Source organism: Methylobacterium sp. 1A, assembly GCF_058072805.1.
Genome location: NZ_JBYQVE010000002.1, coordinates 659,402 through 685,594, shown reverse-complemented (window position 1 = coordinate 685,594; position 26,193 = coordinate 659,402). Strand labels below are relative to the sequence as shown.

Below are 26,193 nucleotides of genomic sequence, written 5' to 3'. Positions count from 1 at the left end.
CGGCCGGGTCGATGGAGATCACGCGGATCGCCCTCCGCGATCGACGAGCCGCTCCTCGAGATAGGCCGCCGCGTCCGCGTAGAGTTCGTAGCGGCGCAGCAGCACCGCCCGCTTCTCGGCCTTCGTCGCCGCGTCGAGCTTGGCGCGGGCCCTGTCGGCGCGGGCGCGCAGCTTCCCGGCGAGCTTCTCGAAGGCGGCATCGATGCGCGCGCCGACCTTCTCGCCCTCGGCGCGCGCCGGATCGGGGTCGTCCTGCCGGCGCTTCGGCCCGGCCCTCTTCGCTTCTCCAGCCATGACGCATCTCCGGTCGCCCCGATCGGTGGCGGAACCGTATGACGGAACGATCACGGGCGCGACATGGGATCGGCCGCCGCGGGCGCGGCGCTTTCTCAGGCGTGTCACGGAACGCTGCTCTAGGTCGGCCCCGCGACGCGCAGGAGAACCGGCGATGCGGCCCGACGACAGCTCTGCCCCGGATGCTACCTTGAATGCCACCTTGAATGCCAACGCGGATGCCACCCTGGAGGCGATCCGGCGTGACCTCGCCGACAGCTACGACGAGGAGCTGGAACTCGGGCTCGAGGAGGATCGCCTCGACCGGCTCGCGGCCGAGCTCGGCGGCGCGCCGCCCGATCATCTCGACCGCAAGGTCTATTTCCGCGCGCTGCTCCGGCTGCAGCACGAGCTGGTCCGGCTCCAGGACTGGGTGCAGGACCGGAAACTGCGCGTGGTCGTGCTGTTCGAGGGCCGCGACTCGGCCGGCAAGGGCGGCGTGATCAAGCGGATCACCCAGCGCCTCAATCCCCGCGTCTGCCGCGTCGCCGCCTTGCCCGCCCCGAGCGAGCGCGAGCGGACGCAATGGTATTTCCAGCGCTACGTCTCCCATCTGCCCGCCGGCGGCGAGATCGTGCTGTTCGACCGCTCCTGGTACAACCGCGCCGGCGTCGAGCGGGTCATGGGCTTCTGCACCGAGGCGGAGGTCGAGGAGTTCTTCCGGTCGGTCCCCGAATTCGAGCGCATGCTGGTGCGCTCCGGCATCGTCCTGGTAAAATACTGGTTCTCGATCACCGATGCCGAGCAGGAATTCCGCTTCCGGATGCGGATCCACGATCCGCTCAAGCAGTGGAAGCTGTCGCCCATGGACGTCGAGTCGCGGCGCCGCTGGGAGGACTACACCCGGGCCAAGGAGGACATGCTGGCGCGGACCCATATCCCCGAGGCGCCCTGGTGGGTGGTCGAGGCGGTCGACAAGCGACGGGCCCGCCTGAACTGTATCAGCCACCTGCTCGAACAGATCCCCTACGGCAGCGTGGAGCACCCGGCGGTCCATCTGCCCGAGCGCCTGCGGCACGCGGACTACGTGCGCGGCCCGGTCCCCACCGCGATGATCGTTCCGGCCGCGTTCTGATCGCGGCGCGGAGACGGCGCGGGAGTCGTGATCCTGTCGCGGTGGCGCGGCTATAGCGCCGCCATGGCGAAGCGCCCCATGACTCTCGACCTGTTCACGACCCTGGATATCGTCGATGACGACGTCTCGGCCGTCGTCGACGCCTATCTGGCCGATCCCACGCCCGGTTCGGTGGCGTTCGGGGACGGCTTCCGCATCGACCCCGCGGCCGCGGTGGCCTCGCATCCCTTCGCCCGGACGCTGATCGATCAGCCCTGGGCCGATGCCGGGCTGCGCCGGGCCGCCATCCGCGCCGCCATCCTGCTGGCGGAGCCGGAGCGGGTCTGACCGGATCGGCCGCCTGTCGCGCGACGGTCGCGCGATATTCGTGGGGCTGGCATGCCGCTTTCATCGCGCTGGCATACCGCTGTCATGCGGCCGTCATGGGCGGGATGGCAGGTCGCCGCCACGGCGAACCTCCCGACCCTATGCCGCCACTCCGCCCGCCCGGTCCTGCCGTGGCGGGCTTTTGTATGCCCGCGGCTCGGCCATCACGACGACGCGCGTCGGATCCTACGCCTAAAACGGTAGGTGTGCCGGCCTCCGACCACACGACGCCCGGTTGTAATCTGAGGCGGAGACGGCGCGGATGAACGGCGCGCCTTCACGGTGAACGATCGGTTTACCCAAACCGCACAATTGCGCCGACCGCCCCGATCCGGGCGCGATCGGCGGGCGTTCTACGGGCAGGTCCACCGGAGACGTTCTGACATGCTGATCCTCAACCCGATGACCGGCCAGATGGTCGAGGTGCGCGTGCCCCGGCCGAAGCCGAAGGCCGCCTGAGCGCGCCTGCTCTCCGTCCGCTTCCCCGCACGCCCGCGGCCCAGGCGACGTGCCCCTCCAGCCCCGCACGACCCATGCTGCCGACCGATCTCGACCGACCCGCCGAACTGACCCTCTGGCCGGGCTACGCGCCGGCCCGGGTGGCCGTGTCGCACAGTTTCCCGACGCTGCGGGCTGCCCTCGCCGCCGCGGTCGCGGCGATCGACGCCGAGGATGCCAATCCCTGGATCATCACCGAGGGCGGCGACATCCTCGCTCCGGGATGGATCCGCGCGAACACCGCGGGCGCCGTCCTGCAGTAGCCGGACGTCACGTCAGCCGGCGAGCTGGTCCGCGCCGCGGTTGCGCCACCGGTACTCGCTCGGCGAGATCCCGTAGCTGTCCTTGAAGCGGCGGCTGAAATGGCTCTGGGTGCAGAAGCCGCAGCTGTAGGCCAGCTCACCGACGGCCAGATGGGCGAAGCCGGGATCGGCGAGACGCTGCGCGGCGGTCTCCAGCCGCCGCCGCCAGATCCAGTCGGCGATGTTGCGGTCCTGCTCGCGGAACAGGGCCTGGAGGTGGCGCAGCGACACGCCGACGGCCGCCGCGAGCCGGGCGGGGTCGAGGTTCAGGTCGCCGAGATGGGCCTCGATGTGGGCCAGCGCGCGCTGGAAGATCAGGACGCCCTGGATGTTCTTGGGGGTCTCGTGCGCGAGGCGTTCCGCGATGCTCGCGACGATGAGATCGACGCCGACCGACGCCATGCGGTTCGACATGTCCGGCGTCAGGCGCTCCGCGTTGCGGACCAGTTCCTGGAAAAAGGTCGTGACCATCGACGTGCCGACTTGATCCGCGCCGATCGTGAGGCACGTGAACCGGCGCGTCGAGCCGAGGGCGCGCTCCAGGGCCGCGCGCGGCAGCTCGACGAACAGCGTCTGCGTGTCGACGTCGGAGGCCATCGTCGCCGGCCGACGGTCCATCACGACGATGTCGCCGGGATTCTGGATCGCGGTGCGGTCGTCCTGCGCGCTGAACACGCGGCCCTTGAGCGTGATGGCGACGTTCAGGGTCTCGTACTTGCCGTGCCGACGGATCGTGTCCGGGGTCGCGACGGTGGTGACGGCGCTCTGCGTCACGCGCGTGATCAGCAGCGGCCCGACCTCCGCGGCCTCCAGCGTGCCGGTGAAAGCGTGCGCCACGGCAGGCGTAAGTTCGACCGGCACGATCCGCTCGAAGATCGTCTCACGCCAGAGGCGGAAACTGTCTTTCGGCTTGAAATCCGCCGTCGAGAACAAAGTCCTCATCGTAAATTCTTGTATTCATGCTTCGCCGCGCGCGCTCGGGAAAACGGTAGCACGCTTTCAGGCAAGCGCAACGGCGCGGACCAACTTATGAGGGTTCTCGACCTTGTCAGGAGCCCATAACGTGTCCGATTCGACCCTCGTCAGCCCCCAATCCAATATCGTGCTGACGGCAGGGCTCGTCGCTGCCTACGTATCGAACAATCGGGTTCCGACCGCCGACCTCCCGACCCTGATCGCGCAGTGTCACGACGCCATCACCGCGCTGGCCACCAACGGGGCGGCGTCGATCGAGGCGGCGGGGGACACGGACGCGCTGCGCGACCGGCCTTCCGCCGCGCAGATCCGCAGCTCGATCCGGCCCGACGGCATCGTGAGCTTCATCGACGGGCGCCGCTACAAGACGCTCAAGCGCCATCTCACGGCCCACGGCCTGCACCCGCAGAGCTACCGCGAGCGCTACGGTCTGCCGGCCGACTATCCGATGGTCGCGCAGGAATATGCCGAGCGCCGGTCCGCGCTGGCGCGCTCCATCGGCCTCGGCGTGCCGGGCGAGCGCGCCGCCTGAGCCGACCCGCCTCGGCAGGCCGCGGCTGATTCGTGGCTGGCGCTCCCGGCCTCAGGCGGCCGCGTGCCGTCCGTCGGGCAGCAGATCCCGGCTCGCCTGCTCGATCCGTTTGAGCCAGTCCTCGGCCGCCGCCGCCCGCAGGGTGGCGGACTCGGCCCGCGCCTCGGCCTCCCGGACGCGCCGGTCGGCTTCCGCCTCGCGTTCGAGGACCTGCCGCGCCGCCTGCGCCCGCGCCTCCTCCAGGAGCGCCCGCAGGGTCCGGATCTCCTGCTGAGCGGCCTCCAGATCCGCGGCCAGCGTCTCGCAGGCGGTCGATTGCTGGTGCAGGCGCTGATCCTGCGCCTGCTTCGCGACGGTCGCGGCCGACAGGGTGTCGAGGATCTGGCTCCAGTCCGCCACCGGCCGCGACGGCGTCTCCGGATCGGGTTCGGGGGACGCTTCGGAACGCGCCGCCGGGCTCGGTGCGTCGGCCACGAGGGGGCCGTCGGCGACCCCCGGAGCCGGCTCCGTCGGTTCTCCGCGCTCACGCGCGATGCGGGCGTCGAGCTGGGCCCAGAACGTCGCGTTCATCGCCGTGGCGATCCCGCCGGGCCCGCGCCGGTCACGAAGCCGCCCGCGTCGCGGAAGCCCGAGCGCTGCCCGCTTGGCCGGTCACCTGTCCGCCCGGCTGCATCACGAATTCCGCGTCGATCGTCTCGGCGATGCGCTGGAGCATCTGCTCCGCCGCCGCGGCCCGCTCCTCGGCGGCCGCGGCCCGGTCCTCGGCGGCCTGGATCAGCTTGATCGCCTGCGCGTGGACCTCGTGGGTCTCCCGCTCGGCCGCAAGCACCTGGGCGCGGGCCGCGTCCATGTCGGCGCGCACCTGCCGCAGCAGGTCCTGGACGTGCGTCTCCTGCTCCTGTGCCCGGTCCTCGACGTCCCGGATGTAGCGCGCCGCGCCCTGCACCCGCTCCAGCAGGTCGGGCCACCGCTCGACCGGCGACGGGTTCTGGTTGCGCCCCTGCGCCGAGACGCGCTCGTCCGCGGCGAGCAGGACGAGGTTGCCGGTGCGGATCCGGGTCGTCGGCTCGCGGGCGTCGCGCGCGACGGCATCGATCTGGTCCAGCGCCTCGGCCTTGGGGTGCTTCGTCTGTTCCATCACGCGTCCTGCCGACAGGGTGCAGCGCAAGCCTTCGGTGAGGCATCGGCGTCCGCCTCACACCGACGGAAAATGGTTAACAACTCCTTAATGTTCGCGCTAGGGTTGCGCTGCCGCGGCGATACCCGCGCGACGTCGCGCGGGACCGCCGGATTGCGGGCCGTCTCACGGGTAGCGGACGGGCTGCGGGTCCTCCGGCAGCGGGATGAACTCGGCGTCGTTCGGCACGGTGTCGAACCGGCCCTGGCGCCAATCCTCCTTGGCCTGCGCGATCCGCTCGGGCCGGGACGAGACGAAATTCCACCACAGGTGGCGCGGACCGTCCATTGGCTCGCCGCCCAGCACCATGAACCGGGCCGATTCCGTGGCGCGCACGCTGATGCGGTCGCCGGGGCGGAACACCAGCAGCTGGCCGGGGCCGAAGCCGTCGCCGGCGATCTCGATGGCGCCCGCGACCGTGTAGATCGCCCGCTCGTCGTAGGTCGGATCGAGGGGCAGGACGGCGCCGGCCTCGAGGGCCACGTCGGCGTAGACCATCGGGCTCGAGGTCCGGACCGGCGAGCGCGCGCCGAAGGCCTCGCCGGCGATCAGCCGGACGGTCTTGCCCTCGCCGGTGAGGACCGGCAGCGCGGCGGCGTCGTAGTGCTCGAAGGCGGGGGCGTTCTCCTCGTCCCGGTCCGTCAGCGCGACCCAGCTCTGGATGCCGAACAGCCGGGAGCCGGTCTGACGCAGCGTCGGCGCGGTGCGCTCCGAGTGCGTGATGCCGCGGCCGGCGGTCATCCAGTTCAGCTCGCCCGGCCGGATCGGCAGCTCCGTGCCGAGGCTGTCGCGGTGCATGATCTCGCCGTCGAACAGGTAGGTGACGGTGGAGAGGCCGATATGCGGGTGCGGCCGCACGTCCATGCCCTGCCCAAGGAGAAACTCTGAGGGGCCCATCTGGTCGAAGAAGATGAAGGGGCCGACCATCCGGCACTCGGTGGAGGGCAGCGCCCGGCGCACCGCGAAGGAGCCGAGATCGCGCGAGCGGGGCACGATCAGGGTCTGGATCGCGTCGCAGCTGAAATGGTCGCCCGGGATCGGGTCATCGGCACTGTGCCAGCTCATCGCCTTGCTCCTCCGCGCGGGGATCGGCCCCCCATCCGCAGGCATCCTGGACCGGGAGCGTCCGGGTTGGAACAGAAACGATCGAAACGCATCGTTTCCGAATAATCGCCCGATCGTCCCGGCCGGGGCGACGGCCTACCAGGGTGTCGGCTTGGGGTTGCGCTCGTCGAAGCCGCGCTGGTGCCAGTACGGGTAGATCGGGGTCTCCTGGCTCGCCGCGTCGAGCCGGGCGACCTGCTCGGCCGTCAGGGTCCAGCCGAGGGCGCCGAGGTTCTGCTTCAACTGCTCCTCGTTGCGGGCGCCGACCACGATGTTGCAGACGGTCGGCCGGGTCAGCAGCCAGTTGAGCGCCACCTGCGCCACCGTCTTGCCGGTCTCGGCCGCCACGGCGTCGAGGGCGTCGACCACGCCGAACAGGTAGTCGTCGGAGACCGGCGGCCCGCCCTCGGCGCCGCCGGCGGCGATGCGGCCGCTCTGGTTGGCCTGTCCGCGGCGGATCTTGCCGGTGAGGCGGCCCCAGCCAAGCGGGCTCCAGACCATCAGGCCGACGCCCTGGTCGAGGCCGAGCGGCATCAGCTCCCACTCGTAGTGGCGGCCGATCAGCGCGTAGTAGCCCTGGTAGGCGACGTAGCGGGCGAGCCCGTGGCGCTCGGAGGTCGCGAGCGCCTTCATCAGCTGCCAGCCCGAGAAGTTTGAGGCGCCGATATAGCCGATCTTGCCCGCACGGGTGAGGTCGTCGAGCGCCCGCAGCGTCTCGTCCACGGGGGTGAGGGCGTCGAAGCCGTGCATGAAGTAGACGTCGATATGGTCGGTGCCGAGCCGCTTCAGACTGGCCTCGCAGGCGCGGACCAGGTGGTAGCGCGAGGAGCCGACCTGGTTCAGCTCGTCGTTGAACCGGAAGGTCGCCTTGGTGGAGATCAGCGCCCGGTCGCGCTTGCCCTTCAGGGCCTGGCCCAGGATCTCCTCCGAGGCGCCGCCCGAGTAGATGTCGGCCGTGTCGAAGAAGTTGACGCCGGAGTCGAGGCAGAGATCGACCATGCGGGTCGCCTCGGCGACGTCCGTCTGCCCCCAGCGCTGGAAGAATTCGTTCGTGCCGCCGAAGGTGCCGGTGCCGAAGCTGAGCACCGGCACGGTGAGGCCGGAGCGTCCGAACTGCCTGTAGTCCATCGGGTCCTCGTCGTGATCGCGGCCGCCGCGCGGCGGCGCGCCTGCCGGATCAACGCGCCGCGCCGCCCGGTTTTCCCGGCCGGCGCGGGCCGTCAGCGCCGCGACTCGACGACCGGCGCCCCGTCGCAGCGCTGGCCGGCGGCCGCGCCCGTGCGCCGGTCGGGCGGCAGGGCGTCCGGCGACCCGGCTGTCTCGGCCAGGATCGCGACGTTCGCCGTCATCCCGGCCGCCAGCACGATCGGGCAGGGCACGTCGTCGAGCTCGATCCGGATCGGCACCCGCTGCGCCAGCCGGACCCAGGTGAAGATCGGGTTGACCGTCGGCAGCCCCTGGACGCCCGGGGCGGCGTCGGCGACGCTGATCCCGCGGCCGAGGCCGGTGACGCGCCCCCGGATCGGACGGTCCGGCCACGCCATCAGCGACACGCGCGCGGCGTCGCCCGCGCCGATGCGCGGGAGCTGCGTCTCCTCGAAATAGCCCTCGATCCAGAAGCTGTCGCCGTTGACCAGCGTCAGCGCCGGCTGCCCCGTGGCGGCGAACCCGCCCTCCTGCAGCAGCAGGTTGGTGACCCAGCCGTTCACGGTCGCCCGCAGGGTCGTGCGCTCCAGGTTGAGCCGCGCCTGCGCGAGCGCACCCTCCGCCTGGACCACGTCGGCCTGGGCGGCCTGCGCCTGGCCGCTGGTCGTCTGCTTCTGCTGCGGCGTGGTGGCGAGGTCGTCGAGATCGGCGGTGCGCTGCGCGATCCCCGCGAGGTACCCGGCCCGCGCCCGGGCACTGGCGAGGGCGCCCTCGGCCTGGGTCACGGCGTTCCTGAACGTGCCGGGATCGATCGTGAACAGCACGTCGCCCTTGCGGACGAACTGGTTGTCGCGGACCCGGACCGCCACCACCGTGCCGGAGACCTCGGGCGCCACCTGCACGGTGTAGACGCGCACGCGCCCGTCCCGGGTCCAGGGCGTGTAGGCGTAGTAGAGGAAGGCGAGGTAGGCGAGGCCCACGGCCGCCGCCAGCGCCAGCAGGGTGGCGGCGACGTTGTAGGCGGGCGGCGGCTGCCAGTCGCGCAGCGACGGTCGCGGTTTCAGGGCCATCTCACGGGCCCTGGACGCGCAGGGACAGGATCAGCAGCGCCGTCACGGCGGTCAGGAGGCTGAAGTCGAACAGGGCGCGGTTCCAGACAAGGTGGTTGATGCCGATCCAGTCCAGGATCCAGCGCAGGGCCCAGGTGATCACCAGGGCGGCGAGCAGGCAGATCACCGCGGGCTCGACGAAGAGCCCCAGCACGTCGACCGCCCGCAATCCGACCACGCCGATCACGCCCGCCCTCCCGGATCGAGGTTCGGCCAGCCCGCGCGGTCGAGATCCGACACGAGGGCGGCCAGCGCCCCGATGCGCTCCGCCTGGAGGGGCAGGGTCGCCCGGTCGGCGAGCGCGCGCAAGGGATCCGGCGCCGTCTCCGGCCCCGCCGGACGGGACGCGGCGAGCCGCGCCCAGACCGCCCGGCCGACGCGGCGGCCCTCCCGGTCGTCCGTCTCCCGCAGGGCGAGCAGCAGGAGCCCGATGACGAGCAGGCGCTCGCCGCTCCGGGCCGCCGCGTCGTCCGCGCCGATGAGGGCGAGTCGGCCGAAGCCCCGGGCGAGATAGCGGTCGAGGGGCGGCAGCAGGAGCGCCGGGTCGAGGGCCGCGCCGCGCACCGACCGGACCAGGCGCCGGCGGGCCCGCAGGCGCAGGGTCGCGGCGCTCACCGGCGGCGGCAGGGCGGCGAACGCGATCGCCGCCACCGCCATGCCGAGCAGCTCGGCCAGCACGGTGTTGAGCGAGTCGGCGAGGTCGTAGGTCATCGGGTTCTTGGGATCGAGCACGCCGAAGACGAAGAACCCGAAGCCGATCCCGTAGATCGCGCGCTTGTCGGCGCGGCCGACCACCGCCAGCATCGCCACCGGCAGCAGCACCGCGGCCATCAGCGCGAAGCTCCCGGTGGTCGTCAGCAGGGTGTAGCGGACGGTGAGCCCGACCACGCCGGCGAGCAGCGCGCCGACCAGGAAGGCGCGGGATTCCGCCCGCGGGTCGGCATGGGCGGCGAGCAGGACGCAGACGAGGCTCGCCCAGGTCGCGGCGCCGGCCCCGTGCGACCAGCCGGTGACGTACCAGAAGCCGTTGACGAGCAGGACGGCGGCGGCGGTGCGCAGGGCGTTGTCGAAGGCGTGCCAGCCGTCCCAGTCCAGGTCGTTCCACAGGAGCAGGTGCGGGCGGAACGGGACGCGCCGCCGGCCCACGCGCCCGCCGGCCCGCAGGAGCCGCGCCGAGACCCGGACGCGCCCGACCTGCCGGACGGCGATCGCCCCGCCGGCCCCGATCAGGTCGGTCGAGCGCGATCCCGGCCGGTCCGGCAGCAGCGCCCGCAGCAGGCCCGCGGCGAGCACCCGCCGCAGCCGGGGGGCGGCGTTGCGGATGCCGCGGCCGCCGGAGCGCAGGGAGGGCTGCTCGGTGAACGTGTCGGTGACCTCCTCGCCCAGGGTCATGACCGCGGCGATCGGCATCGGGCCGGGCGGTTCGCCCCGCCGCAGGGCGGCCATCCAGGCGTCGCAGGCCTCCGCGGCCGCCTCGAGCCGCCCCGCCAGGGCGCGGCTGACGGCGGGGACGCCCGGCGCCACGAACACGTTCGACGCGTAGGCGCAGCCGATCCCGAGCAGGATCGTCGAGCAGCGGTCGACGCCGATCTGGAACACCGCCTCCGGGTTCTGCACGTCGGCCAGCGCGATGATCGGCACGGTGAAGCCCATCGAGGCGAAGCCGTAGGCGCGCTGGCCGCTCTCGACGCTGGAGGCCGCGGTGAGCAGGCCCATCCACAGGGCCAGCGCGAGGTCGAAGGCCAGGGTCGCCTGGGCGAAATTGGCCACCAGCACCATCGCGACGGTGACGCCCACCAGCGTGCTGCCGGCGCGCCACAGGCTCTTGCGCAGGGAGGCCGCGCGGGTGGCGAGCGTCACCGAGATAACCGTCCAGCCGGCCCAGTGCGGCAGCGCCAGCTCGAGCCACATGGCGAGCCAGACCGCCGCGATGGCGGTGAGCGCGATGCGCACGGCCTCGGCCGCCTCACGCGGCCACCACGCCGCGAGGCGCTGCAGGAGGCCCGGCGCGTCCTCGGAGAGAGCGACCTCACCGGCCATCGCGCGGCCTCGCCGGCCGGGGCGGGTCCGGGAACCCGGCTGCAGGCTCAGTCATAATGCTCGGCGATGTCGACCTTCCCCTTGAACACCCGGTAGACCACCAGGGTGTAGATCAGGGTGATCGGCAGGACCACGATCCCCGCGCCCCAGAACATGAAGGACAGGCTCGCCTCCGGCGCCGCCGCCTCGGTCACCGTCACGCTGAACGGCACCATGTAGGGCAGGAACGAGGCGGCGAGCGTCGCGAAGGCGGCGGCGAAGATCAGCGCCACCAGCGGGAAGGGCAGCGCGTCGATCCGGCGCCGCGCCGCGTAGAGGAGCCCGGCGCAGGCCGCGGCCCCCACGAGCGGCAGGACCAGCATCTCGGGCCGCTCGACCCAGCGGTGCAGCACCCGCAGGTTCATCGCCAGCGCGTACGCGAAGGCCGCGCCGAGGAAGACTAGGACGCCCAGCAGGAGCCGCGGCAGCAGCCGGAAGCCGAGGTCGCGCACGTCGGACTCGGTCTTGCCGCACAGCCACGCGGCGCCGAGCAGCGCGTAGCCGAGGCACAGGCCGAGCCCGCAGAGCAGCGAGAACGGCGTGAGCCACGTGAACGCCCCGCCGGCGTAGAGCCCGCCCTGCACCGGCAGCTCCTGAACGAGCGCCCCGACCGTCACGCCCTGCACGAAGGCCGCGCAGTAGGAGCCGCCGACGAAGCCCGCGTCCCAGACCCGCCGCAGCCGCCGGGACTTGTAGCGGAACTCGAAGGCGACGCCGCGCAGGATCAGGGCCGCGAGCATCAGGAGGAGCGGCAGGTAGAAGGCCGAGAGCAGCAGCGCGTAGACCGTCGGGAAGGCCCCGAACAGGATCGTGGCGGCGAGCACCAGCCAGGTCTCGTTGCCGTCCCAGACGGGGGCGATCGCCTGCATCATGTGCCGGCGCGCCGTCTCGTCCGGGGCGATCCCGAACAGCATGCCGACGCCGAGGTCGAACCCGTCGAGCAGCACGTAGAGCATCAGGGTGAGGGCGAGGGCGGCGGCCCAGAATTCGATCACGGCCGCTCACTCCGCCGGATTGCTGCTGGGGGTGCCGGGACTGTCGCCCGGCACGGCGAGCGGCCGCTTGGGGTTGGCGGCGCTTTCCGCACCGGCCGGGGTCGGCAGGATGCCGGCCTTGAGCATGCGGTAGATGTAGACGGTGCCGGCCGCGAAGATCAGCGCGTAGACCGCGCCGAACACGGCGAGGGAGGTCGCAACCTGCGGCGCGGCCAGGAACGGCGTCGCCGCGTCGGCGGTGCGCAGCTGGCCGTAGACCGTCCAGGGCTGGCGCCCGACCTCGGCGGTGAACCAGCCGGTCAGCGTCGCCACGAAGCCCAGCGGGAACGACAGGAAGATCGCCCATTGCAGCCAGCGCGCCCGCTCCAGCCGCCCGGTGGCGTAGAAGGCCATCCCGCCCCAGGCCAGCGCCAGCATCAGCAGTCCGCAGCCGACCATGATGCGGAAGGCGAAGAACGGGATCAGCACCGGCGGCCGGTCGGCCTTGGGAATGTCCTTGATGCCGATCACCTTGCCGGTGAGGGTGCCGTCGTCGATCAGGCTGCCGATCGGGGCGGGCAGCGCGATGACGAAGTGGTTCTTCTCCTGCGCCTCGTCGGGCCACGCGAACAGGATCTCGCCGGCCGGCGCCTGGCTCTCCCAGTGGCCCTCGATCGCGGCGATCTTCGAGGGCTGGTGCTTGACGACGTAGTCGCCGGTGAGGTGGCCGAAGAACAGCTGCAGCGGCACCAGGATCGCGGCGAGGCCGAGCCCCATCCGGATCATGGCGCGGGCCTCGATCCGGTCGCTGCCGCGCAGCATGTACCACGCCCCCGTCGCGGCCACGCAGAAGCTGGTGGTGACGTAGGCGGCCAGGACCATGTGGGGGAAGCGGACCCAGACGACCCCGTTGAAGATGATCGCCCACCAGTCCGTCGGCACGAACACGCCGTCCGGGCGCTGGGCGAAGCCGGTCGGGTACTGCATCCACGAATTGTTCACGAGGATCCAGAACGACGACAGGCTGGTGCCGAGGCAGACCATCAGGCAGGCGAACAGGTAGAACCAGCGCGGCACCCGCCTGCGGCCGAACATCAGCACCCCGAAGAACGAGGCCTCGAGCGCGAAGGCCGTGAAGCTCTCGTAGCCGAGGAGCGGCCCCTGGATCGGGCCGGTGCGGCGGGCGAGCTCGCTCCAGTTGGTGCCGAACTGGAACGCCATGACGATGCCGGAGACCACGCCGAGCCCGAAGGCGACGGCGAAGATCTTGAGCCAGAAGTCGAACAGGCGGTCGTAGACCGGCTCGCGCGCGATCATCGCCCGCGCCTGCAGGAAGGCGAGCCAGGCCGCCAGCCCGACCGTGAAGGCCGGGAAGATGATGTGGAACGACACCGTGAAGGCGAACTGGATGCGCGAGAGCATCAGGGCGGAGATGTCCATCGTTCCTCTCTCCGGCCGAAGCTCGCCGGTCCGCCGCCGCGGGCCGGGCGCGCCGCACCCTCAGATGTCCGCCGGCGGGGCGCGGGGAACCGCGCCTCGCGAACCTGTCAGACGTTCTCGATCCTCAGGACCGGCGCCGTCTCGGCCCGGGTGCGGCGGCAGGCCTCGGCGTCCCGCTTGAGGTCGATGCCGTAGGTCGGGATCACCGCCTTGAGGCGGGGCAGCCAGGCGTCCGGCGTGAGCCGGTCGGCGAAGCACTTCTCCAGCACCTCGACCGCGATGAAGGCCGCCGTCGAGGCGCCGGGCGAGGCGCCGAGCAGGGCGCAGATCGAGTTGTCGGCCGCGGCCACCAGCTCCGTGCCGAATTCGAGGTAGCCTTCCTCCAGCGGGTTCGCCTTGCCGGTCGGCTTGATCGTCTGCACCCGCTGGCCGGCCACCGCCGAGGTCCAGTCCTGCTTCAGCGCCTTGGGGAAGAAGTCCTTGAGGGTCGCGAACTGGTGGTCGGAGCTCTGGAGCACCTGGCCCACGAGGTACTCGGTGAGCGCGACGTTGTCCTTGGCGACGTCCAGCAGCGGCACGATGTTGTGCGGCGTCAGCGCGGTGAACAGGTCGGTGAGCGACCCGTGCTTCAGGAAGCGCGACGAGAAGCCCGCGTAGGGCCCGAACAGCAGCGAGCGCTTGCCGCCGATGATGCGGGTGTCGAGGTGGGGCACCGACATCGGCGGCGAGCCGGAGGCGGCCTTGCCGTAGACCTTGGCGTGGTGGCGCGCGCTGACCGCGTCGACGTCGCAGCGCAGCCAGATCCCTGAGACCGGGAAGCCGCCGTAGCCGCGCCCCTCCGGGATCTTGGAGGCCTGCAGCAGCGGCAGCGAGCCGCCGCCCGCGCCGATGAACACGAACCTCGCCGTCGCGGTCTGGCGCGTGCCGTCGTAGGTGTCCTCGACGGTCACGGCCCAGCGGCCGTCGTCGACCCGGTCGAGGGCGACGACCTTGCGGTTGTAGTGGACGGCGAAGCCGGGCTGCGCCGCGAGCTGCCCGACCAGCAGGTGCGTCAGGGCGCCGTAATCGACGTCCGTCCCGGTGACGATCCGGGTGGCGGCGATCGGCTCGCCGGGATCGCGGCCCTCGATGATCAGCGGCGCCCAGCCGGCGATGACCTGCGGGTCCTCGCTGTACTCCATGCCGTGGTAGCAGTGGTGGGCCGACATCGCGGCGTAGCGCGCCTTGAGGAAGGCGACGTTCTCGGCCCCCCAGACGAAGCTCATGTGCGGGCAGGGATGGATGAAGGCGCGGGGATCCGGGATCGCGCCCTTCCGCACGAGGTGCGCCCAGAGCTGGCGCGAGATGTCGAACTCGGTGTTGACCTCGAGCGCCTTGGCGATGTCGACGCTGCCGTCGGGGCGCTGGGGGGTGTAGTTCAGCTCGCAATTGGCCGCGTGGCCGGTGCCGGCGTTGTTCCAGCCCTCCGAGCTCTCCTGCGCGCAGTCGTGCAGCGTCTCGAACATCGCGATCCTGAGCGACGGCTCCAGCTCCTTCAGCATCGTGCCGAAGGTCGCGCTCATGATCCCGGCGCCGATCAGCACCACGTCGGGAGCGTCGTCGAAGCTCATGGCGGCCATCGGGCCCCTCCTCAGGCGGTCTTGTTCGGGACGAAGGGGAGCCGGGCCTCGGCGCCGGGGGCGAGGATCACGTAGGCCCGGCACCAGGGCTCGTCGTCGACGAGGCGCCAGGAATGGCCGGAGCCGGCCGTGTCCTCGGCGATGAGGATGTCGCCGGGGCGGATCGTGAAGTGCGCGCCGGCCCTCGTCTGGAAGTCGAGGGTGCCGCGCAGGGTGATGACGAACTGCCGGGTCGGCGCCGCGTGCCACGCGTAGGTCCCGCCGGCCTGGGTCTCGCGGAAGGAGATCGAGACCACCTCGGTCGTGCCGCTGAGGATGTCGCCGCGCTCGCCGTGGGGCAGGTCGATGACGCCTTCCTCGAAGTAGGAATTGTCGTCGTCACCGGTCCAGATGCGTACGCAGCGGATCATCGGGCAGAGCTCCGGCTTCGGAAGGGCGCCTCAGCGCCAGAGGTTGGTCTTGGCGAGGTCGATGATCTCGGTGCCGCGCCCGTCGATGACCGCCCGGGCGAGCCACATCCCGAAGCCCGTCACCTGCTCGAGGCCGACCTTCGGCGGCATCGACAGCTCCTGGCGGGCCGAGACGACGTCGAGAAGCGCCGGGCCGTCATGGGCGAGCATCGCGGCCATCGCGTCCGGCAGCGCGGCCGGGTCCTCCACGCGCCGGGCGAAGATGCCGGCTCCGCTCGCCATGGCGGCGAAGTCCGGGTTCACCAGCTCGACGCCGGTCTCGAGGAAGCCCGCTGCCTTCATCTCCATCTCGACGAAGCCCAGCGTGCCGTTGTTCAGCACCACGATCTTCACCGGCAGCTTGTGCTGGTTGAGGGTCAGCAGGTCGCCCATCAGCATGGCGAAGCCGCCGTCGCCGGAGAACGAGATGATCTGCCGCCCGGGATAGGCCGCCTGCGCGCCGATCGCCTGCGGCAGGGCGTTGGCCATCGAGCCGTGGTTCAGCGAGCCGATCAGCCGGCGCTTGCCGTTCATGGCGAGGTAGCGCGCCGCCCAGATCGTCGGCGTGCCGACGTCGAAGGTGAAGACCGCGTCCTCGGAGGCCGCCTCGCTGAGCGTCCGGGCGACGTATTGCGGGTGGATCTTGCCGCCGGGCTTGCCCACCGCCAGCGCGTCGAGCCCGGCGCGGGCCTTGCGGTAATGGGCGAGGCTGTCGTCGAGATGCGCCCGGTCGGTCTTGGCCTGCAGCTTCGGGAGCAGCGCCGCGATCGTCTCTCCGACGTCGCCGATCAGGCCGAGATCGATCCGGCAGTGGCGCCCGAGGCTCCCGGCCCGCAGGTCGACTTGCGCGACCTTGGCGTCGTCCGGGTAGAACTGGCGGTAGGGGAAGCCGGTGCCGAGCAGCAGCAGGGTGTCGCAGTCGAGCATCGCCCGGTAGCCCGACGAGAAACCGATCAGGCCGGTCATGCCGACGTCGTAGGGATTGTCCCACTCGACGTGCTCCTTGCCGCCGAGCGCGTGGACGACAGGCGCCTTCAGCGCCTCGGCGAGTTGCAGCAGCTCCGCGTGGGCGCCGGCGCAGCCGCGGCCGCAGAACAGGGTCACGCGCCCGGCCGCGTTGAGCATCCCGGCGAGCGCGTCGAGGTCGGCCTCGCGCGGGCGCACCACGGGCGGGGGCGGCACGAGGGCGGCGGAGAGTTCGGGCGCGTTCCCCGGCATGGCCATGAGGCCGACATCGCCGGGGATCACCACGACGGCGACCCCGCGCTCGGCGACGGCGACGCGGATCGCGGTCTCGATCACGCCGGGCAGCTGGGCCGGCGAGGAGACCAGCTCGCAGTAGTGGCTGCATTCCTGGAACAGGTTCTGCGGGTGCGTCTCCTGGAAGTAGCCCCGGCCGATCTCCGCCGAGGGGATCTGGGCCGCGATGGCCAGCACGGGCACGCGGGAGCGGTGCGCGTCGAACAGGCCGTTGATCAGGTGCAGGTTGCCCGGCCCGCAGGAGCCGGCGCAGACCGCGAGTTCGCCGGTCAGGTGCGCCTCGGCGCCGGCCGCGAAGGCGGCGCTCTCCTCGTGGCGCGTGTGGATCCAGGCGATCGAGCCGTCCTGGCGCAGGGCCTCGGTCAGGCCGTTGAGGCTGTCACCGACCACGCCGTAGATGCGCTCCACGCCGGCCTGCGCCAGCGCCCGGACGAACAGATCGGCGACCTTCGTGCTCATGGTGTCTCGCTCAGCTGAGGGGGCGGACGGACGGTCCCGGCGCGCTTCAGGCGCCGGCCAGCCCGTGGCCGATCATGGTCCTGGGATCGCACACCGCGTCGAAGCGCTCGGCCGGGACGCCCTCGGCCAGGGCGGCCGCGCGCAGCGTCGTGCCCTCGTCGTTGGCGCGGTGGGCGATCTTCGAGGCGAGGTCGTAGCCGATCACCGGCGACAGGGCCGTGACCAGCATCAGCGACTGGTTCACGGTCTCGTCGATCCGCGTCCGGTTGAGTTCGGTGCCCTCGACCGAGTAGGTCCGGAACTTCTCACAGGCGTCGCCCAGCACGCGGATCGAATGCAGCGTGTTGTTGATGATGATCGGGCGCATCGCGTTGAGCTCGAAGTTGCCCTGCGAGCCCGCGAAGGCGACCGCGTTGTCCTCGCCGATCACCTGGATGCAGACCATCACCAGGGCCTCGCACTGGGTCGGGTTGACCTTGCCGGGCATGATCGAGGAGCCCGGCTCGTTGGCGGGCAGCAGCAGTTCGCCGAGGCCGCAGCGGGGCCCCGAGGCGAGCCAGCGCATGTCGTTGGCGATTTTCATCAGTGCGACCGCGAGCCCGCGCACCGCCGCCATGGCGGCGACCGTGGCGTCCAGCGACCCCTGCGCGGCGAACTTGTTGGGCGCCGTGACGAACGGCTTGCCGGTGAGATCGGCGATCTTGGCGGCGATCTCCGCGCTGAACCCTTCCGGGGCGTTGAGGCCGGTGCCGACCGCGGTGCCGCCGGCCGCCAGCTTGTACAGCCCGGCGCGCGACGCCTCGACGAGGGCCAGCGCGTCGCGCATCTGGGCCACGTAGCCCGACCATTCCTGGCCGACGGTGAGCGGCGTCGCGTCCTGCAGGTGGGTCCGGCCGGTCTTGACCACGTCCATCCAGGCCCGCGCCTTGGCGTCGATCGCGTCGGCCAGCGCCCGCGCCTTGGGGAGCAGGACCTCGTCGAGTTCGAGCACCGTGGCGACGTGCATCGCGGTCGGGAAGGTGTCGTTCGACGACTGGCCCATGTTGACGTGGTCGTTCGGGTGGACCGGGCTCTTGGAGCCGAGCACACCGCCGAGGAGCTGGATCGCGCGGTTCGACAGCACCTCGTTGACGTTCATGTTGGACTGGGTGCCGGAGCCGGTCTGCCAGACGTAGAGCGGATAGTGCGCGTCGAGCTTGCCCGCGATCGTCTCGTCGGCGGCCTGGACGATGGCCTGCGCGCGCCAGTCCTCCAGGCGGCCGGCGGCGGCGTTGACCAGGGCGGCGGCCTTCTTGACGTAGCCGTAGGCGTGGTAGACCCGCTTGGGCATGCGATCGTCGCCGATCGAGAAGTGCTGGAGCGAGCGCTGCGTCTGCGCGCCCCAGTAGCGGTCTGCCGGCACGTCGATCCCGCCCATCGAGTCCGTCTCGTGCCGCATCCCGGTGGCGGCGATGCCGATCGGAACGTCGCGCAGGATGGGGTGGCCCGGGGCAGACTCGTTCATCGTCATCCTTCTCGGTGTCGGACCGTCTGGCACAGTGCGAGACGGGTTCGGCGAACCGGGTGCGCTTTGACGTAAACGGTGGTATTATTTTCGGTCTTCGGTCTATATGTGCAGATTTTAAGAAAGCTGACTATTAAATCTTCACTTAAACCTAGTATTAAAAACGCCGACAAAACGCATTACAGATCATGAATGCGAATTGCCAGATAACATAGATCGGTGTCAAGCGTTCCGCCGCGCGGAGGCTGCAAAAACATTCCCGCGATTGGTCAATTTATAGCGCTTCTGCTCCCCGGAGCGTCTTTCGAGCCGGACAAGCGCGCGCTGCCGAAATGTCTGACTTGTGCGGCCTCCGTCGTGCCGAGATCGCAGGCCGGGCGATCCCACCGCAGCGGCGCGCCCTCGATCCGCACGGGCGCGTGCAGCCGGAGGGCAGGTCCCCACGCCGTGTCCTCGATCTCCGGGGCGTAATCCGCGTCCCGATATCCACCGAAGGCGGGCCCCGGCGCGCTGCCGGGATGGTCCGTGAGCAGGCGCGCGGTCCGGGCCAGAGAGAGCCGCGCGGTGACGGCGTGCCCGTCGCGCTGCCGGGCGATCAGGCCTCGCACGGCCGCCGCCGCCATCAGGTAGCCGGTGGCGTGGTCGAGCCCCTGGACGGGCAGCGGCACCGGCCGGTCGGCCTGTTTCCACCGCTGCCCGGCCGCCGCGATGCCCGTCGCCATCTGGACGAGGCTGTCGAAGCCGCGCCGTCCGGCCCAGGGTCCGGTCCAGCCGTAGGCGCAGAGCGCGACGTCGATCAGGTCCGGGTTGAGTGCCCGGCGTCGCGCCGCGCCGTAGCCGAGCCGCTCCAGGGCGTCCGGGCGGTACCCGTGCACGAGGATGTCGGCCTCGGCGAGCAGGGTCTCGAAGTGCCGGCGGTCGGCAGCTTGCCGGAGGTCGAGCCGCGTGCAGACCTTGCCCAAGGTGACGTCGGGCGCCAGGGACGGCTCCTCCCAGCCGGGCGGGTCGATCCGCAGGACGTCGGCCCCGAGGCCGGCCAGGACGCGCGTGGCCACCGGCCCGGCCAGGATGCGGGTCAGGTCGAGGACCCGGATCCCCGCGAGGGGACGGGCCGGGTCCGGGCGCCACGGCGACCGGTGCTGGACGGGCCGTTCCGCGACCGCCACGAGGGGCTCGGCCCGGACCGCCCGGCCCTGGTCCAGGCCTTCCCAATCGTCCGGACCGCGCATCGCCGCGGCGCAGCCGCCGGCGCGCAGGATCGCCCCTTCCAGGTCCTCGGCCGCCGTGCGGGCCACGGCGGCCGTGACCGCCTCCCGCTCGCCCGGGCAGTCGAGGATTGCGAGGGCGGCGGCGCGGTGATGGGGCGCGTTGGTGTGCAGCCGGATCCAGCCATCCGCCGCCTGGTAGTCGCCGGCGATCGGGTCCCAGGCGGCCGGCAGCGTCCAGCCCTGCGGCCGCACGGAGGTGCCGAACCACGCCGAGGCCAGGTGCCGGTCGACCGCGACGGCGGGCGCGGGGCCGGAGAGGCCGAGGAGTTCGGAGACGGCGAGGCCGGCGGCGCCGATCGACGCCGTCGCCAGCGCGGTGACCGGGAAGCAGGAGGGCAGGCTCCCGGTGCCGGTCACCGCCAGCCGGTCCCCGGCCTCGGGCGGCAGCGCCAGGGCGGCCAGCGCCTCCGCGAGGATCGGCGCCAGGGCGTCGTGGTCGGCGTGTCGTTCGCGCATGGTCCCGGCCCTCGATCGGTTCGCGCAGGCTGCCGGCCATCGACGGATCGATCAATCTTGATACATCTGATCAACATGACGGAATGGCTGGACCGCGCCGAAGCCCTCGACGCCCTCGGGATCCGGGCCCAGACGCTCTACGCCTACGTCAGCCGCGGGCTGATCGAGGCGCGGCGGGCGCCGGGCCGGCGCCACAGCCAGTACCGGGCCGCCGACGTCGCGACGCTCGCCGACCGGCGCGGCCGGAGCCGCGCCAGCGCGGCGATCGCCGCGGGGGCCATGGCCTGGGGCGAGCCGTCGGTCGTCACAGCGATCAGCACCGTCCACCGGGGCAGCCTGATCTACCGCGGCCGCGACGCCGTGGCGTTCGCCCGCGACGCGAGCCTGGAGGCGACCGCCGACCTCCTGTGGGACAGCCCGGAGGCGACGCTGTTCGAGGTTCCGGCCGACGCGGCCGCGACGCCGTTCCTGGCGCTGGCCGGGCTTCTGCAGGAGGCCGAAGCCGCGCTGGGCCGCGGGCACCACCGCCTGTGCCGCGACGCGCGCCGCGCCGTCGCGCATCTCGCCGCGTCCTGCGGCATCCCCGAAGGCCGGGCGCCCCTGCATCAGGGCCTCGCGCGGCTCTGGTCCCTCGACGCCGCGACCGCCGACCGGGTCCGCCAGGCGCTGGTGCTGCTGGCCGACCACGAGCTGAACGCCTCGACCTTCGCGACCTGGGTCGCCGCCTCCACCGGCGCGCCGATCGCGGCCTGCCTCATGGCCGGGTTGAGCGCCCTGTCGGGACCGCGCCACGGCGGCGCTTCCGCCGCGGTGCTGCGGCTCGTCGACGAGGCTGACGCGACGAACCCCCGGGAGGCCGTGCGCGCCTGCCTGGATCGGGCAGGTGCGCTGCCGGGCTTCGGCCACCCGCTCTACCCGGACGGCGACGCCCGCGCCGCGGCCCTGGGCGCGGTCCTGCCCGCCGACCCCCTGCTGGACGCCGTCCGGGACTGCGCCGAGGCGGCGACGGGGGCGCGGCCGAACATCGACTTCGCGCTGACGGCGCTCGTCCGGACGGCGGGCCTGCCGCGGAGCGCGCCGTTCACGATCTTCCTGCTCGGCCGGAGCCTGGGCTGGGCGGCGCACGCCATGGAGCAGGGCCGCCAGGGGACGCTGATCCGGCCGCGGGCCCGGTACGAGGGGCGGCGCAGCCCGGCGGACCGCCCATAGCGAGAGGGCCGGCCTCGCGGCCGGCCCTCAATCCTTCGCGGCCCCCCGCGCGGGGCCTCAGGCGAACATGTCGGGCTGGGTCTCGGCGATGTGGTTGTACAGCGTCTGGAAGTGCAGCCAGCCGATGTAGTCGCTGCCGACGTGCTCGCGGCTGTAGCGGGCGGTCTTCTCCGAGAGGAGCTGCGGCTTGATGCCGGAGGCCTCGACCAGGAGCTGCTGCTGGCAGGCCCGCTCCAGGGCGATGAACCAGAAGGCCGCGTCGTCGATGCTGTGCTGCGAGCAGGTCAGCAGGCCGTGGTTCTGGTGCAGCACGCCGCGGTTGCGGCCGATCTGCTGGGCGACCGACAGGCCGCTCTCCTTCTCCACCGCCACGGCGCCCGCCGAGGCGCCGATCACGGCGTGGCTGTTGTAGAAGGCCGCCGCGTCCTGGCTGATCATCTCCAGCGGTCGGCCGGTGGCGCACCACGCGGTGCCGTAGGTGGTGTGCGCGTGGCACATCGCCATGACCTCCGGGTACTCCTCGTGCACGGCGGCGTGGAGGACGAAGCCCGCGCGGTTGATGGCGTGGCGCCCCTCGACCACCCGGCCCTTGTGGTCGGCCAGGATCAGGTTCGACATCCGCACCTGCGAGAAGTGCACGCACATCGGGTTGGTCCAGTACAGCTCCGGACGCTCCGGGTCGCGGATCGTCAGGTGGCCGGCGAAGCCGTAGTCGAAGCCGTGCATCGCGAAGGCGCGGCAGGCGGCCACGAGGTGCTTCTTGCGGTAGTCCCGCTCCTCGGCGTGGTCGGCGAAGTCCGGGATCTCCGGGAAGATCAGGCCGGCCTGCTCGGGCTGGTAGATCGAGGTCCGCCTGCGGCCGGCATCGTCGTTCGGCAGGTCGAGGGCGACGGCCGCCTCGTGGGCGTGATCGTCGAGCATGGCATCTCCTTTCGTCGGGGTACGGACCGGGCCGCCGATCGCGTCGTGGTCGGCACTATCCTGCCGGATCCGCGCGTTGACAAACGACGATTTTTCACGCTTTCCATGAATTCAATTCACGGATTGCGCATGCGCCGGATCCCGAGCTTCTCCGCCCTGCGGGCCTTCGAGGCGGCCGCGCGCCTGGGCAGCTTCGCCCGCGCCAGCGCGGAGCTGCACCTCACGCCCTCGGCGGTGAGCCACCAGATCCGGGCGCTGGAGCGCTGGTTCGGGCGCGCCCTGTTCCGGAGGGCGAACCGCCAGGCGCTCCTCACCGCCGACGGCCAGCGCCTGCTGGCCGGGCTCTCGAGCGCCTTCGACGCTATCGAGGCGGTCTGCGCCGACCTCAGCCCGCCGTCGCCCGCGTCGCTGGCCGTGCACTGCACGCCGAGCTTCGCGGCGAAGTGGCTCGGGCCGCGGCTCCCCGCCTTCGTGGAGGCGCATCCCGGCATCGCCATCCGCCTCTCCACCAGCGCCGACCCGGTGGATCTCGGCCGGCACGAGGAGATCGACATCCTGATTGCCTACGGCCGGCCGCCGCACGGGCCCGGCCTGACCGTCGAATCCCTCGGCCCGGAGGAGATCGCCGCCCTCTGCGCGCCGGAGGTCGCCCGGGCCGCGCAGCCGGACGCGGCCGGATCGATCGGGCCCTTCACCCGGCTCGACTCATCCTTCAGCCCCGTCCGCTGGCCGGACTGGTTCGCCCATAACGGCCTACCCTTGCCGACCGGGGCAGCCGGAGCGGCTTTCGACCGGGGCTCGCTGGTGATCTCGGCGGCCGTTCAGGGGCTCGGCGTGGCGCTGGAGACCTTGCGGTTCGCCCGGGACGAGCTCGCCGCCGGGCAGCTGGTGCGCCTCGGCGGCGATCGGGTCGCGAGCCTGACCCGCGACCTCCACTTCATCTGCTACCGCGAGCGCGACGGGGCCCTGGAGAAGATCCGGGCCTTCCGGCACTGGCTCCTCGACGTGGAGGCGCAGAGCCGGGCCGAGGCGGCCTGAGGCGGCCTGAGGCGGCCTGAGGCGGCCCGAGGCGGCCCGAGGCGGAGAGACCCGATCCCTCACCCCGCCCCGCTCCCGCACGGGAGAAGGGGGCAGCGCGTCGCCCGAACAGACCCCCCGTCTTTTCATCCGGTGGGCCTCAACGGCATCGGGAACCGCGCTAGGTCCCCGTCCAACGACGCGGCGAGCGCGGCGGGGTCCGGTCCCGACCGCGCGCCACCCAGGGAGAGAACGCCCCATGTCCCTTTCCGCCAAGCTGCAGCGGCGCGCCGACGAGGGCCGGCCCGTCCGGGTCGGGCTGATCGGGGCCGGCAAGTTCGGCTCGATGTACCTGTCGCAGGCGCCGCGCACGCCCGGCATCCACCTCGTCGCGGTGGCCGACCTGTCGCCCCAACGGGCGCGGGAATCGCTGCGCCGGGTCGGCTGGGACGATTCGCGGTTCGCCGCGCGGGGGCTGGAGGAGGCCGCGCGCGGCGGCACGACCCTCGTGACCGAGGATGCCGACGCGATGATCGCGAGCCCGTTCGTGGACATCGTCATCGACGCCACCGGCAGCCCGGCCGCCGGCATCCGCCACGCGCTGAAGGCCTTCGCGCACGGCAAGCACATCGTCATGGTCAACGTCGAGGCCGACGTGCTGGCCGGGCCGCTGCTGGCGCGCCGGGCGGCCGAGGCCGGGGTGATCTACTCCATGGCCTCGGGCGACCAGCCGGCGCTCATCGCGGAGCTGGTCGACTGGGCCCGCACCATCGGGCTGGAGGTGATCTGCGCCGGCAAGGGCACCAAGTACCTCCCGGCCTACCACGCCTCCACGCCCGACACGGTCTGGGGCCATTACGGCTTCAGCGAGAGCCAGGTCGCCGGCGGCGACTTCAACCCGCAGATGTTCAACTCCTTCCTCGACGGCACCAAGTCGGCGCTGGAGATGGCCGCGGTGGCCAATGCCTGCGGGCTCACCCCGCCGCGCGACGGCCTCGCCTTCCCGCCCTGCGGCGTCGACGACCTGCCGAGCGTCCTGAAGCCCGCGGCGGATGGCGGCCTCCTCAACGAGCGCGGCACCGTCGAGGTGGTCTCGTCGGTGGAGCGGGACGGGCGGCCGGTCTTCCGGGACCTGCGCTGGGGCGTCTACGCGGTGTTCGAGGCGCCGAGCGCCTACGTGCGCGACTGCTTCGCGCAATATGGCCTCAAGACCGATTCGAGCGGCCGGTTCGCCGCGACCTACAAGCCCTATCACCTGATCGGGCTCGAGCTCGGCATCTCGGTCGCCTCCATCGCGGTCCGCGGCGAGGCCACGGGGGCGACGGGCGACTGGCGCGGCGACGTCGCCGCGACAGCCAAGCGCGCGCTGCGGGCCGGGGAGCGGCTCGACGGCGAGGGCGGGTTCACCGTCTACGGCAAGCTGATGCCGGCGGCGGATTCCCTGGCGCAGGACGCCCTGCCGATCGGCCTCGCCCACAACATGGTCCTGAAGAACGACGTGCCCGCGGGCCGGGCCGTGCGCTGGAGCGACGTCGCCTTCGACGCAGATCAGGAGGCGATCCGCGTCCGGCGCGAGATGGAGGACCTGTTCCGCGGGGGAGCGGGGCGGGCCGCCGGGTAGCGCCTCAGGCGCGCCGGCCGGCCGTGCGCCCGGTCGGCGAGCGCCCGACGAGCTTCCGGAACGTGCGGCTCATGGCGCTCGCGCTCGTGAAGCCCGATCGCGCGGCGACCTCCGCCATCGATCCCGCGCCGGAGCGGATCAGGGCCTCGGCCCGGCCGACGCGCTCGCGCATGATGTACTGGTAGGGCGTGACCCCGGTGGTCCGGCGGAAGGCCCGGATGAAGTAGCCCTCGCTGAGCCCGACGATGCCGGCCAGGGCGGAGACGGTGATCTCCCGGTCCAGGTGCTCCCGGATATACGCGCAGGCCCGCCCGGCCTGCGACGCCGAGAGGTCGGGCGCCGCCGACCGGCCCGGAGCGCGCGCGGCGACGACGGAGCGCAGGATCGCCAGGTGGAGGCTCTCGATCAGCAGCGCGTCGGGCGACGGGTCGTCCCGGTGCGCGCAAGCCAGCGCGTCGAGGATGTGCCAGGTGCTGCGGCAGGCGCGGAGATCGCGCCCGTCCGCCGCGAAGGCGATCTTGCCGATCGGCGCCTCGGCCAGCCGCTCGACGGCGGCTGCCGAGAAGGAGAGGACACGGCCGGCATACGGGCCCGCCCAACGGGTCGTGCCGTTCAGGCCGGGACGCCGGACCAGCAGGCCTTCGCGCTCGGTCAGCCGGGCCGCGATCTCGTAATCGACCGCGTGGTGCGCCCCCGCGGGCTGCGTGCTGGCAGCGACCTCGAGGCCCGTGACCGCGTGCGTGCTCCACCCGCCGGTGGGGAAGCGGAAATCGATGAAGGCGACCTCCGGGAGGCCGCGGTCGCTCGGCGCGTAGCAGGTCAGCTCGGGGCGGCCGGAGAGATGCCCGGTGCTGCCGCTCGTTGCGTACGCGATCGTCTCGGCTGTGGTCGCGGCTGAACTCTCGGCTGAATTCTCGGCTGTGCTGTCCATGCGGGCCCGTGATTCCGGTGTCGTCGCGGTCACGCCCCGCGACGGAGGAGGGCGGCCCCGCGGCCGCCCTCCCGGTGTCAGACCGTCAGCGCAGGGAGCCGGTCACGCCGCCGACGACACCGCCGACCGCGCCGAGCACGCTGCCCACCAGGCCGCTCACCAGACCGCCGACCTGGCCCACGACCCCCGAGACCGCACCGAGCTCCTGGCTCGCGTCGACCCCGAGGCCGACAGTGAGGCCGACCCCGAGGCCACCGCCGACCTGGTCCAGCTCGGCGGCGCTCAGCTCGCGGACGGTATCGATGCTGTCCTGCATGATCGTTCTCCAGATTGAGATTCAGGTAGAAGGTTATTTGCTTCGATCTATTG

At 72.1% G+C, this 26,193-nt stretch carries 26 protein-coding genes; 7 read left to right on the top strand and 19 right to left on the bottom strand.

What is annotated here, in order from left to right; all coding sequences use genetic code 11:
- Positions 1-18: 18 nt before the first annotated feature.
- Positions 19-294 carry a hypothetical protein gene (locus ACX9MN_RS23570; protein ID WP_091927737.1) on the bottom strand — a complete coding sequence of 92 codons (276 nt, stop codon included), beginning with the start codon at positions 292-294 and terminating at the stop codon, positions 19-21.
- Positions 295-448: 154 nt separating this feature from the next.
- Between ACX9MN_RS23570 and ppk2 the strand changes: the two genes are divergently transcribed.
- From ppk2 to ACX9MN_RS23555, 3 genes are all read left to right on the top strand, one after another.
- Positions 449-1,408 (top strand): polyphosphate kinase 2, encoded by a 960-nt coding sequence (gene ppk2 / locus ACX9MN_RS23565; RefSeq protein ID WP_489725600.1) that lies wholly within the window; start codon positions 449-451, stop codon positions 1,406-1,408.
- Positions 1,409-1,486: 78 nt separating this feature from the next.
- A complete protein-coding gene (locus ACX9MN_RS23560; protein ID WP_128083267.1) occupies positions 1,487-1,735 on the top strand; it encodes a hypothetical protein in 249 nt (82 codons plus the stop codon).
- Between the two features lie 572 nt (positions 1,736-2,307).
- A complete protein-coding gene (locus ACX9MN_RS23555; protein ID WP_020091033.1) occupies positions 2,308-2,535 on the top strand; it encodes a hypothetical protein in 228 nt (75 codons plus the stop codon).
- A gap of 12 nt (positions 2,536-2,547) precedes the next feature.
- Here ACX9MN_RS23555 and ACX9MN_RS23550 read toward each other — a convergent pair whose 3' ends face one another.
- Entirely contained in the window at positions 2,548-3,516 is a 969-nt protein-coding gene (locus ACX9MN_RS23550) for a helix-turn-helix domain-containing protein (protein WP_026604602.1), read from the bottom strand.
- A gap of 121 nt (positions 3,517-3,637) precedes the next feature.
- Here ACX9MN_RS23550 and ACX9MN_RS23545 point away from each other — a divergent pair, with 121 nt between their 5' ends.
- The gene (locus ACX9MN_RS23545) at positions 3,638-4,081 is read left to right on the top strand and encodes a Ros/MucR family transcriptional regulator (protein ID WP_489725599.1); all 444 of its coding nucleotides are present in this window, start codon (positions 3,638-3,640) and stop codon (positions 4,079-4,081) included.
- 51 nt (positions 4,082-4,132) lie between these two features.
- On the opposite strand, the gene ACX9MN_RS23540 is transcribed toward ACX9MN_RS23545, so the two are convergent.
- From ACX9MN_RS23540 to ACX9MN_RS23475, 14 genes are all read right to left on the bottom strand, one after another.
- On the bottom strand, positions 4,133-4,651 hold the full coding sequence (locus ACX9MN_RS23540) for a hypothetical protein (RefSeq protein WP_489725598.1): 519 nt from the start codon (positions 4,649-4,651) through the stop codon (positions 4,133-4,135).
- A gap of 31 nt (positions 4,652-4,682) precedes the next feature.
- Entirely contained in the window at positions 4,683-5,219 is a 537-nt protein-coding gene (locus ACX9MN_RS23535) for a hypothetical protein (RefSeq protein WP_489725597.1), read from the bottom strand.
- Between the two features lie 165 nt (positions 5,220-5,384).
- Entirely contained in the window at positions 5,385-6,323 is a 939-nt protein-coding gene (locus ACX9MN_RS23530) for a pirin family protein (RefSeq protein ID WP_020091028.1), read from the bottom strand.
- Between the two features lie 135 nt (positions 6,324-6,458).
- Positions 6,459-7,490, bottom strand: coding sequence for an aldo/keto reductase (locus ACX9MN_RS23525; RefSeq protein WP_056522820.1), 1,032 nt, complete (start codon positions 7,488-7,490; stop codon positions 6,459-6,461).
- Between the two features lie 92 nt (positions 7,491-7,582).
- Entirely contained in the window at positions 7,583-8,578 is a 996-nt protein-coding gene (locus ACX9MN_RS23520; protein ID WP_489725596.1) for an HlyD family secretion protein, read from the bottom strand.
- 1 nt (position 8,579) lies between these two features.
- Complete coding sequence (locus ACX9MN_RS23515) at positions 8,580-8,804, bottom strand: DUF1656 domain-containing protein (RefSeq protein ID WP_020091025.1); 225 nt, start codon at positions 8,802-8,804, stop codon at positions 8,580-8,582.
- Positions 8,801-10,657: an FUSC family protein gene (locus tag ACX9MN_RS23510; RefSeq protein WP_489725595.1), complete on the bottom strand. Its 1,857-nt coding sequence runs from the start codon at positions 10,655-10,657 to the stop codon at positions 8,801-8,803. The genes ACX9MN_RS23515 and ACX9MN_RS23510 overlap by 4 nt, the downstream gene beginning before the upstream one ends.
- 47 nt (positions 10,658-10,704) lie before the next feature.
- Positions 10,705-11,691, bottom strand: coding sequence for a cytochrome d ubiquinol oxidase subunit II (cydB, locus tag ACX9MN_RS23505; protein ID WP_091675999.1), 987 nt, complete (start codon positions 11,689-11,691; stop codon positions 10,705-10,707).
- A gap of 6 nt (positions 11,692-11,697) precedes the next feature.
- A complete protein-coding gene (locus tag ACX9MN_RS23500; protein ID WP_489725594.1) occupies positions 11,698-13,110 on the bottom strand; it encodes a cytochrome ubiquinol oxidase subunit I in 1,413 nt (470 codons plus the stop codon).
- Positions 13,111-13,217: 107 nt separating this feature from the next.
- Complete coding sequence (mqo, locus tag ACX9MN_RS23495) at positions 13,218-14,729, bottom strand: malate dehydrogenase (quinone) (protein ID WP_489725593.1); 1,512 nt, start codon at positions 14,727-14,729, stop codon at positions 13,218-13,220.
- Between the two features lie 11 nt (positions 14,730-14,740).
- Entirely contained in the window at positions 14,741-15,139 is a 399-nt protein-coding gene (locus ACX9MN_RS23490; RefSeq protein WP_447694986.1) for a cupin domain-containing protein, read from the bottom strand.
- Between the two features lie 30 nt (positions 15,140-15,169).
- Positions 15,170-16,897, bottom strand: a complete 1,728-nt coding sequence (gene poxB / locus ACX9MN_RS23485; protein WP_489725592.1) for a ubiquinone-dependent pyruvate dehydrogenase — start codon at positions 16,895-16,897, stop codon at positions 15,170-15,172.
- Between the two features lie 46 nt (positions 16,898-16,943).
- The gene (fumC, locus tag ACX9MN_RS23480; RefSeq protein ID WP_489725591.1) at positions 16,944-18,401 is read right to left on the bottom strand and encodes a class II fumarate hydratase; all 1,458 of its coding nucleotides are present in this window, start codon (positions 18,399-18,401) and stop codon (positions 16,944-16,946) included.
- A 269-nt stretch (positions 18,402-18,670) separates the two neighbouring features.
- Positions 18,671-20,125, bottom strand: a complete 1,455-nt coding sequence (locus ACX9MN_RS23475) for a CoA transferase (RefSeq protein ID WP_489725590.1) — start codon at positions 20,123-20,125, stop codon at positions 18,671-18,673.
- Positions 20,126-20,200: 75 nt separating this feature from the next.
- Here ACX9MN_RS23475 and ACX9MN_RS23470 point away from each other — a divergent pair, with 75 nt between their 5' ends.
- Entirely contained in the window at positions 20,201-21,334 is a 1,134-nt protein-coding gene (locus ACX9MN_RS23470; RefSeq protein ID WP_489726351.1) for a citrate/2-methylcitrate synthase, read from the top strand.
- Positions 21,335-21,391: 57 nt separating this feature from the next.
- Here ACX9MN_RS23470 and ACX9MN_RS23465 read toward each other — a convergent pair whose 3' ends face one another.
- Positions 21,392-22,255, bottom strand: a complete 864-nt coding sequence (locus ACX9MN_RS23465) for a class II aldolase/adducin family protein (protein WP_091926402.1) — start codon at positions 22,253-22,255, stop codon at positions 21,392-21,394.
- 129 nt (positions 22,256-22,384) lie between these two features.
- Here ACX9MN_RS23465 and ACX9MN_RS23460 point away from each other — a divergent pair, with 129 nt between their 5' ends.
- Together ACX9MN_RS23460 and ACX9MN_RS23455 are read left to right on the top strand one after the other, a co-directional pair.
- Positions 22,385-23,293, top strand: coding sequence for a LysR substrate-binding domain-containing protein (locus ACX9MN_RS23460; protein WP_091926403.1), 909 nt, complete (start codon positions 22,385-22,387; stop codon positions 23,291-23,293).
- A gap of 238 nt (positions 23,294-23,531) precedes the next feature.
- Positions 23,532-24,893: an NAD(P)H-dependent oxidoreductase gene (locus tag ACX9MN_RS23455; protein WP_489725589.1), complete on the top strand. Its 1,362-nt coding sequence runs from the start codon at positions 23,532-23,534 to the stop codon at positions 24,891-24,893.
- A gap of 4 nt (positions 24,894-24,897) precedes the next feature.
- On the opposite strand, the gene ACX9MN_RS23450 is transcribed toward ACX9MN_RS23455, so the two are convergent.
- Positions 24,898-25,824, bottom strand: coding sequence for a helix-turn-helix domain-containing protein (locus tag ACX9MN_RS23450; RefSeq protein WP_489725588.1), 927 nt, complete (start codon positions 25,822-25,824; stop codon positions 24,898-24,900).
- Between the two features lie 85 nt (positions 25,825-25,909).
- Positions 25,910-26,140 (bottom strand): hypothetical protein, encoded by a 231-nt coding sequence (locus ACX9MN_RS23445; protein ID WP_012321783.1) that lies wholly within the window; start codon positions 26,138-26,140, stop codon positions 25,910-25,912.
- Between the last annotated feature and the right edge of the window lie 53 nt (positions 26,141-26,193).

Excerpts from the sequence above, each read along its gene's own strand:
- ACX9MN_RS23455 (WP_489725589.1), top strand. The coding sequence starts at position 23,532 with ATGTCCCTTTCCGCCAAGCTGCAGCGGCGCGCCGACGAGGGCCGGCCC.
- ACX9MN_RS23490 (WP_447694986.1), bottom strand. The coding sequence starts at position 15,139 with ATGATCCGCTGCGTACGCATCTGGACCGGTGACGACGACAATTCCTAC.
- mqo (WP_489725593.1), bottom strand. The coding sequence starts at position 14,729 with ATGGCCGCCATGAGCTTCGACGACGCTCCCGACGTGGTGCTGATCGGC.
- ACX9MN_RS23475 (WP_489725590.1), bottom strand. The coding sequence starts at position 20,125 with ATGCGCGAACGACACGCCGACCACGACGCCCTGGCGCCGATCCTCGCG.
- ACX9MN_RS23560 (WP_128083267.1), top strand. The coding sequence starts at position 1,487 with ATGACTCTCGACCTGTTCACGACCCTGGATATCGTCGATGACGACGTC.
- poxB (WP_489725592.1), bottom strand. The coding sequence starts at position 16,897 with ATGAGCACGAAGGTCGCCGATCTGTTCGTCCGGGCGCTGGCGCAGGCC.
- ACX9MN_RS23535 (WP_489725597.1), bottom strand. The coding sequence starts at position 5,219 with ATGGAACAGACGAAGCACCCCAAGGCCGAGGCGCTGGACCAGATCGAT.
- ACX9MN_RS23555 (WP_020091033.1), top strand. The coding sequence starts at position 2,308 with ATGCTGCCGACCGATCTCGACCGACCCGCCGAACTGACCCTCTGGCCG.
- ACX9MN_RS23460 (WP_091926403.1), top strand. The coding sequence starts at position 22,385 with ATGCGCCGGATCCCGAGCTTCTCCGCCCTGCGGGCCTTCGAGGCGGCC.
- ACX9MN_RS23445 (WP_012321783.1), bottom strand. The coding sequence starts at position 26,140 with ATGCAGGACAGCATCGATACCGTCCGCGAGCTGAGCGCCGCCGAGCTG.
- ACX9MN_RS23470 (WP_489726351.1), top strand. The coding sequence starts at position 20,201 with ATGACGGAATGGCTGGACCGCGCCGAAGCCCTCGACGCCCTCGGGATC.
- fumC (WP_489725591.1), bottom strand. The coding sequence starts at position 18,401 with ATGAACGAGTCTGCCCCGGGCCACCCCATCCTGCGCGACGTTCCGATC.
- ACX9MN_RS23510 (WP_489725595.1), bottom strand. The coding sequence starts at position 10,657 with ATGGCCGGTGAGGTCGCTCTCTCCGAGGACGCGCCGGGCCTCCTGCAG.
- ACX9MN_RS23520 (WP_489725596.1), bottom strand. The coding sequence starts at position 8,578 with ATGGCCCTGAAACCGCGACCGTCGCTGCGCGACTGGCAGCCGCCGCCC.
- ACX9MN_RS23450 (WP_489725588.1), bottom strand. The coding sequence starts at position 25,824 with ATGGACAGCACAGCCGAGAATTCAGCCGAGAGTTCAGCCGCGACCACA.
- ppk2 (WP_489725600.1), top strand. The coding sequence starts at position 449 with ATGCGGCCCGACGACAGCTCTGCCCCGGATGCTACCTTGAATGCCACC.
- ACX9MN_RS23540 (WP_489725598.1), bottom strand. The coding sequence starts at position 4,651 with ATGAACGCGACGTTCTGGGCCCAGCTCGACGCCCGCATCGCGCGTGAG.
- ACX9MN_RS23550 (WP_026604602.1), bottom strand. The coding sequence starts at position 3,516 with ATGAGGACTTTGTTCTCGACGGCGGATTTCAAGCCGAAAGACAGTTTC.
- ACX9MN_RS23465 (WP_091926402.1), bottom strand. The coding sequence starts at position 22,255 with ATGCTCGACGATCACGCCCACGAGGCGGCCGTCGCCCTCGACCTGCCG.
- ACX9MN_RS23570 (WP_091927737.1), bottom strand. The coding sequence starts at position 294 with ATGGCTGGAGAAGCGAAGAGGGCCGGGCCGAAGCGCCGGCAGGACGAC.
- ACX9MN_RS23500 (WP_489725594.1), bottom strand. The coding sequence starts at position 13,110 with ATGGACATCTCCGCCCTGATGCTCTCGCGCATCCAGTTCGCCTTCACG.
- ACX9MN_RS23530 (WP_020091028.1), bottom strand. The coding sequence starts at position 6,323 with ATGAGCTGGCACAGTGCCGATGACCCGATCCCGGGCGACCATTTCAGC.
- ACX9MN_RS23525 (WP_056522820.1), bottom strand. The coding sequence starts at position 7,490 with ATGGACTACAGGCAGTTCGGACGCTCCGGCCTCACCGTGCCGGTGCTC.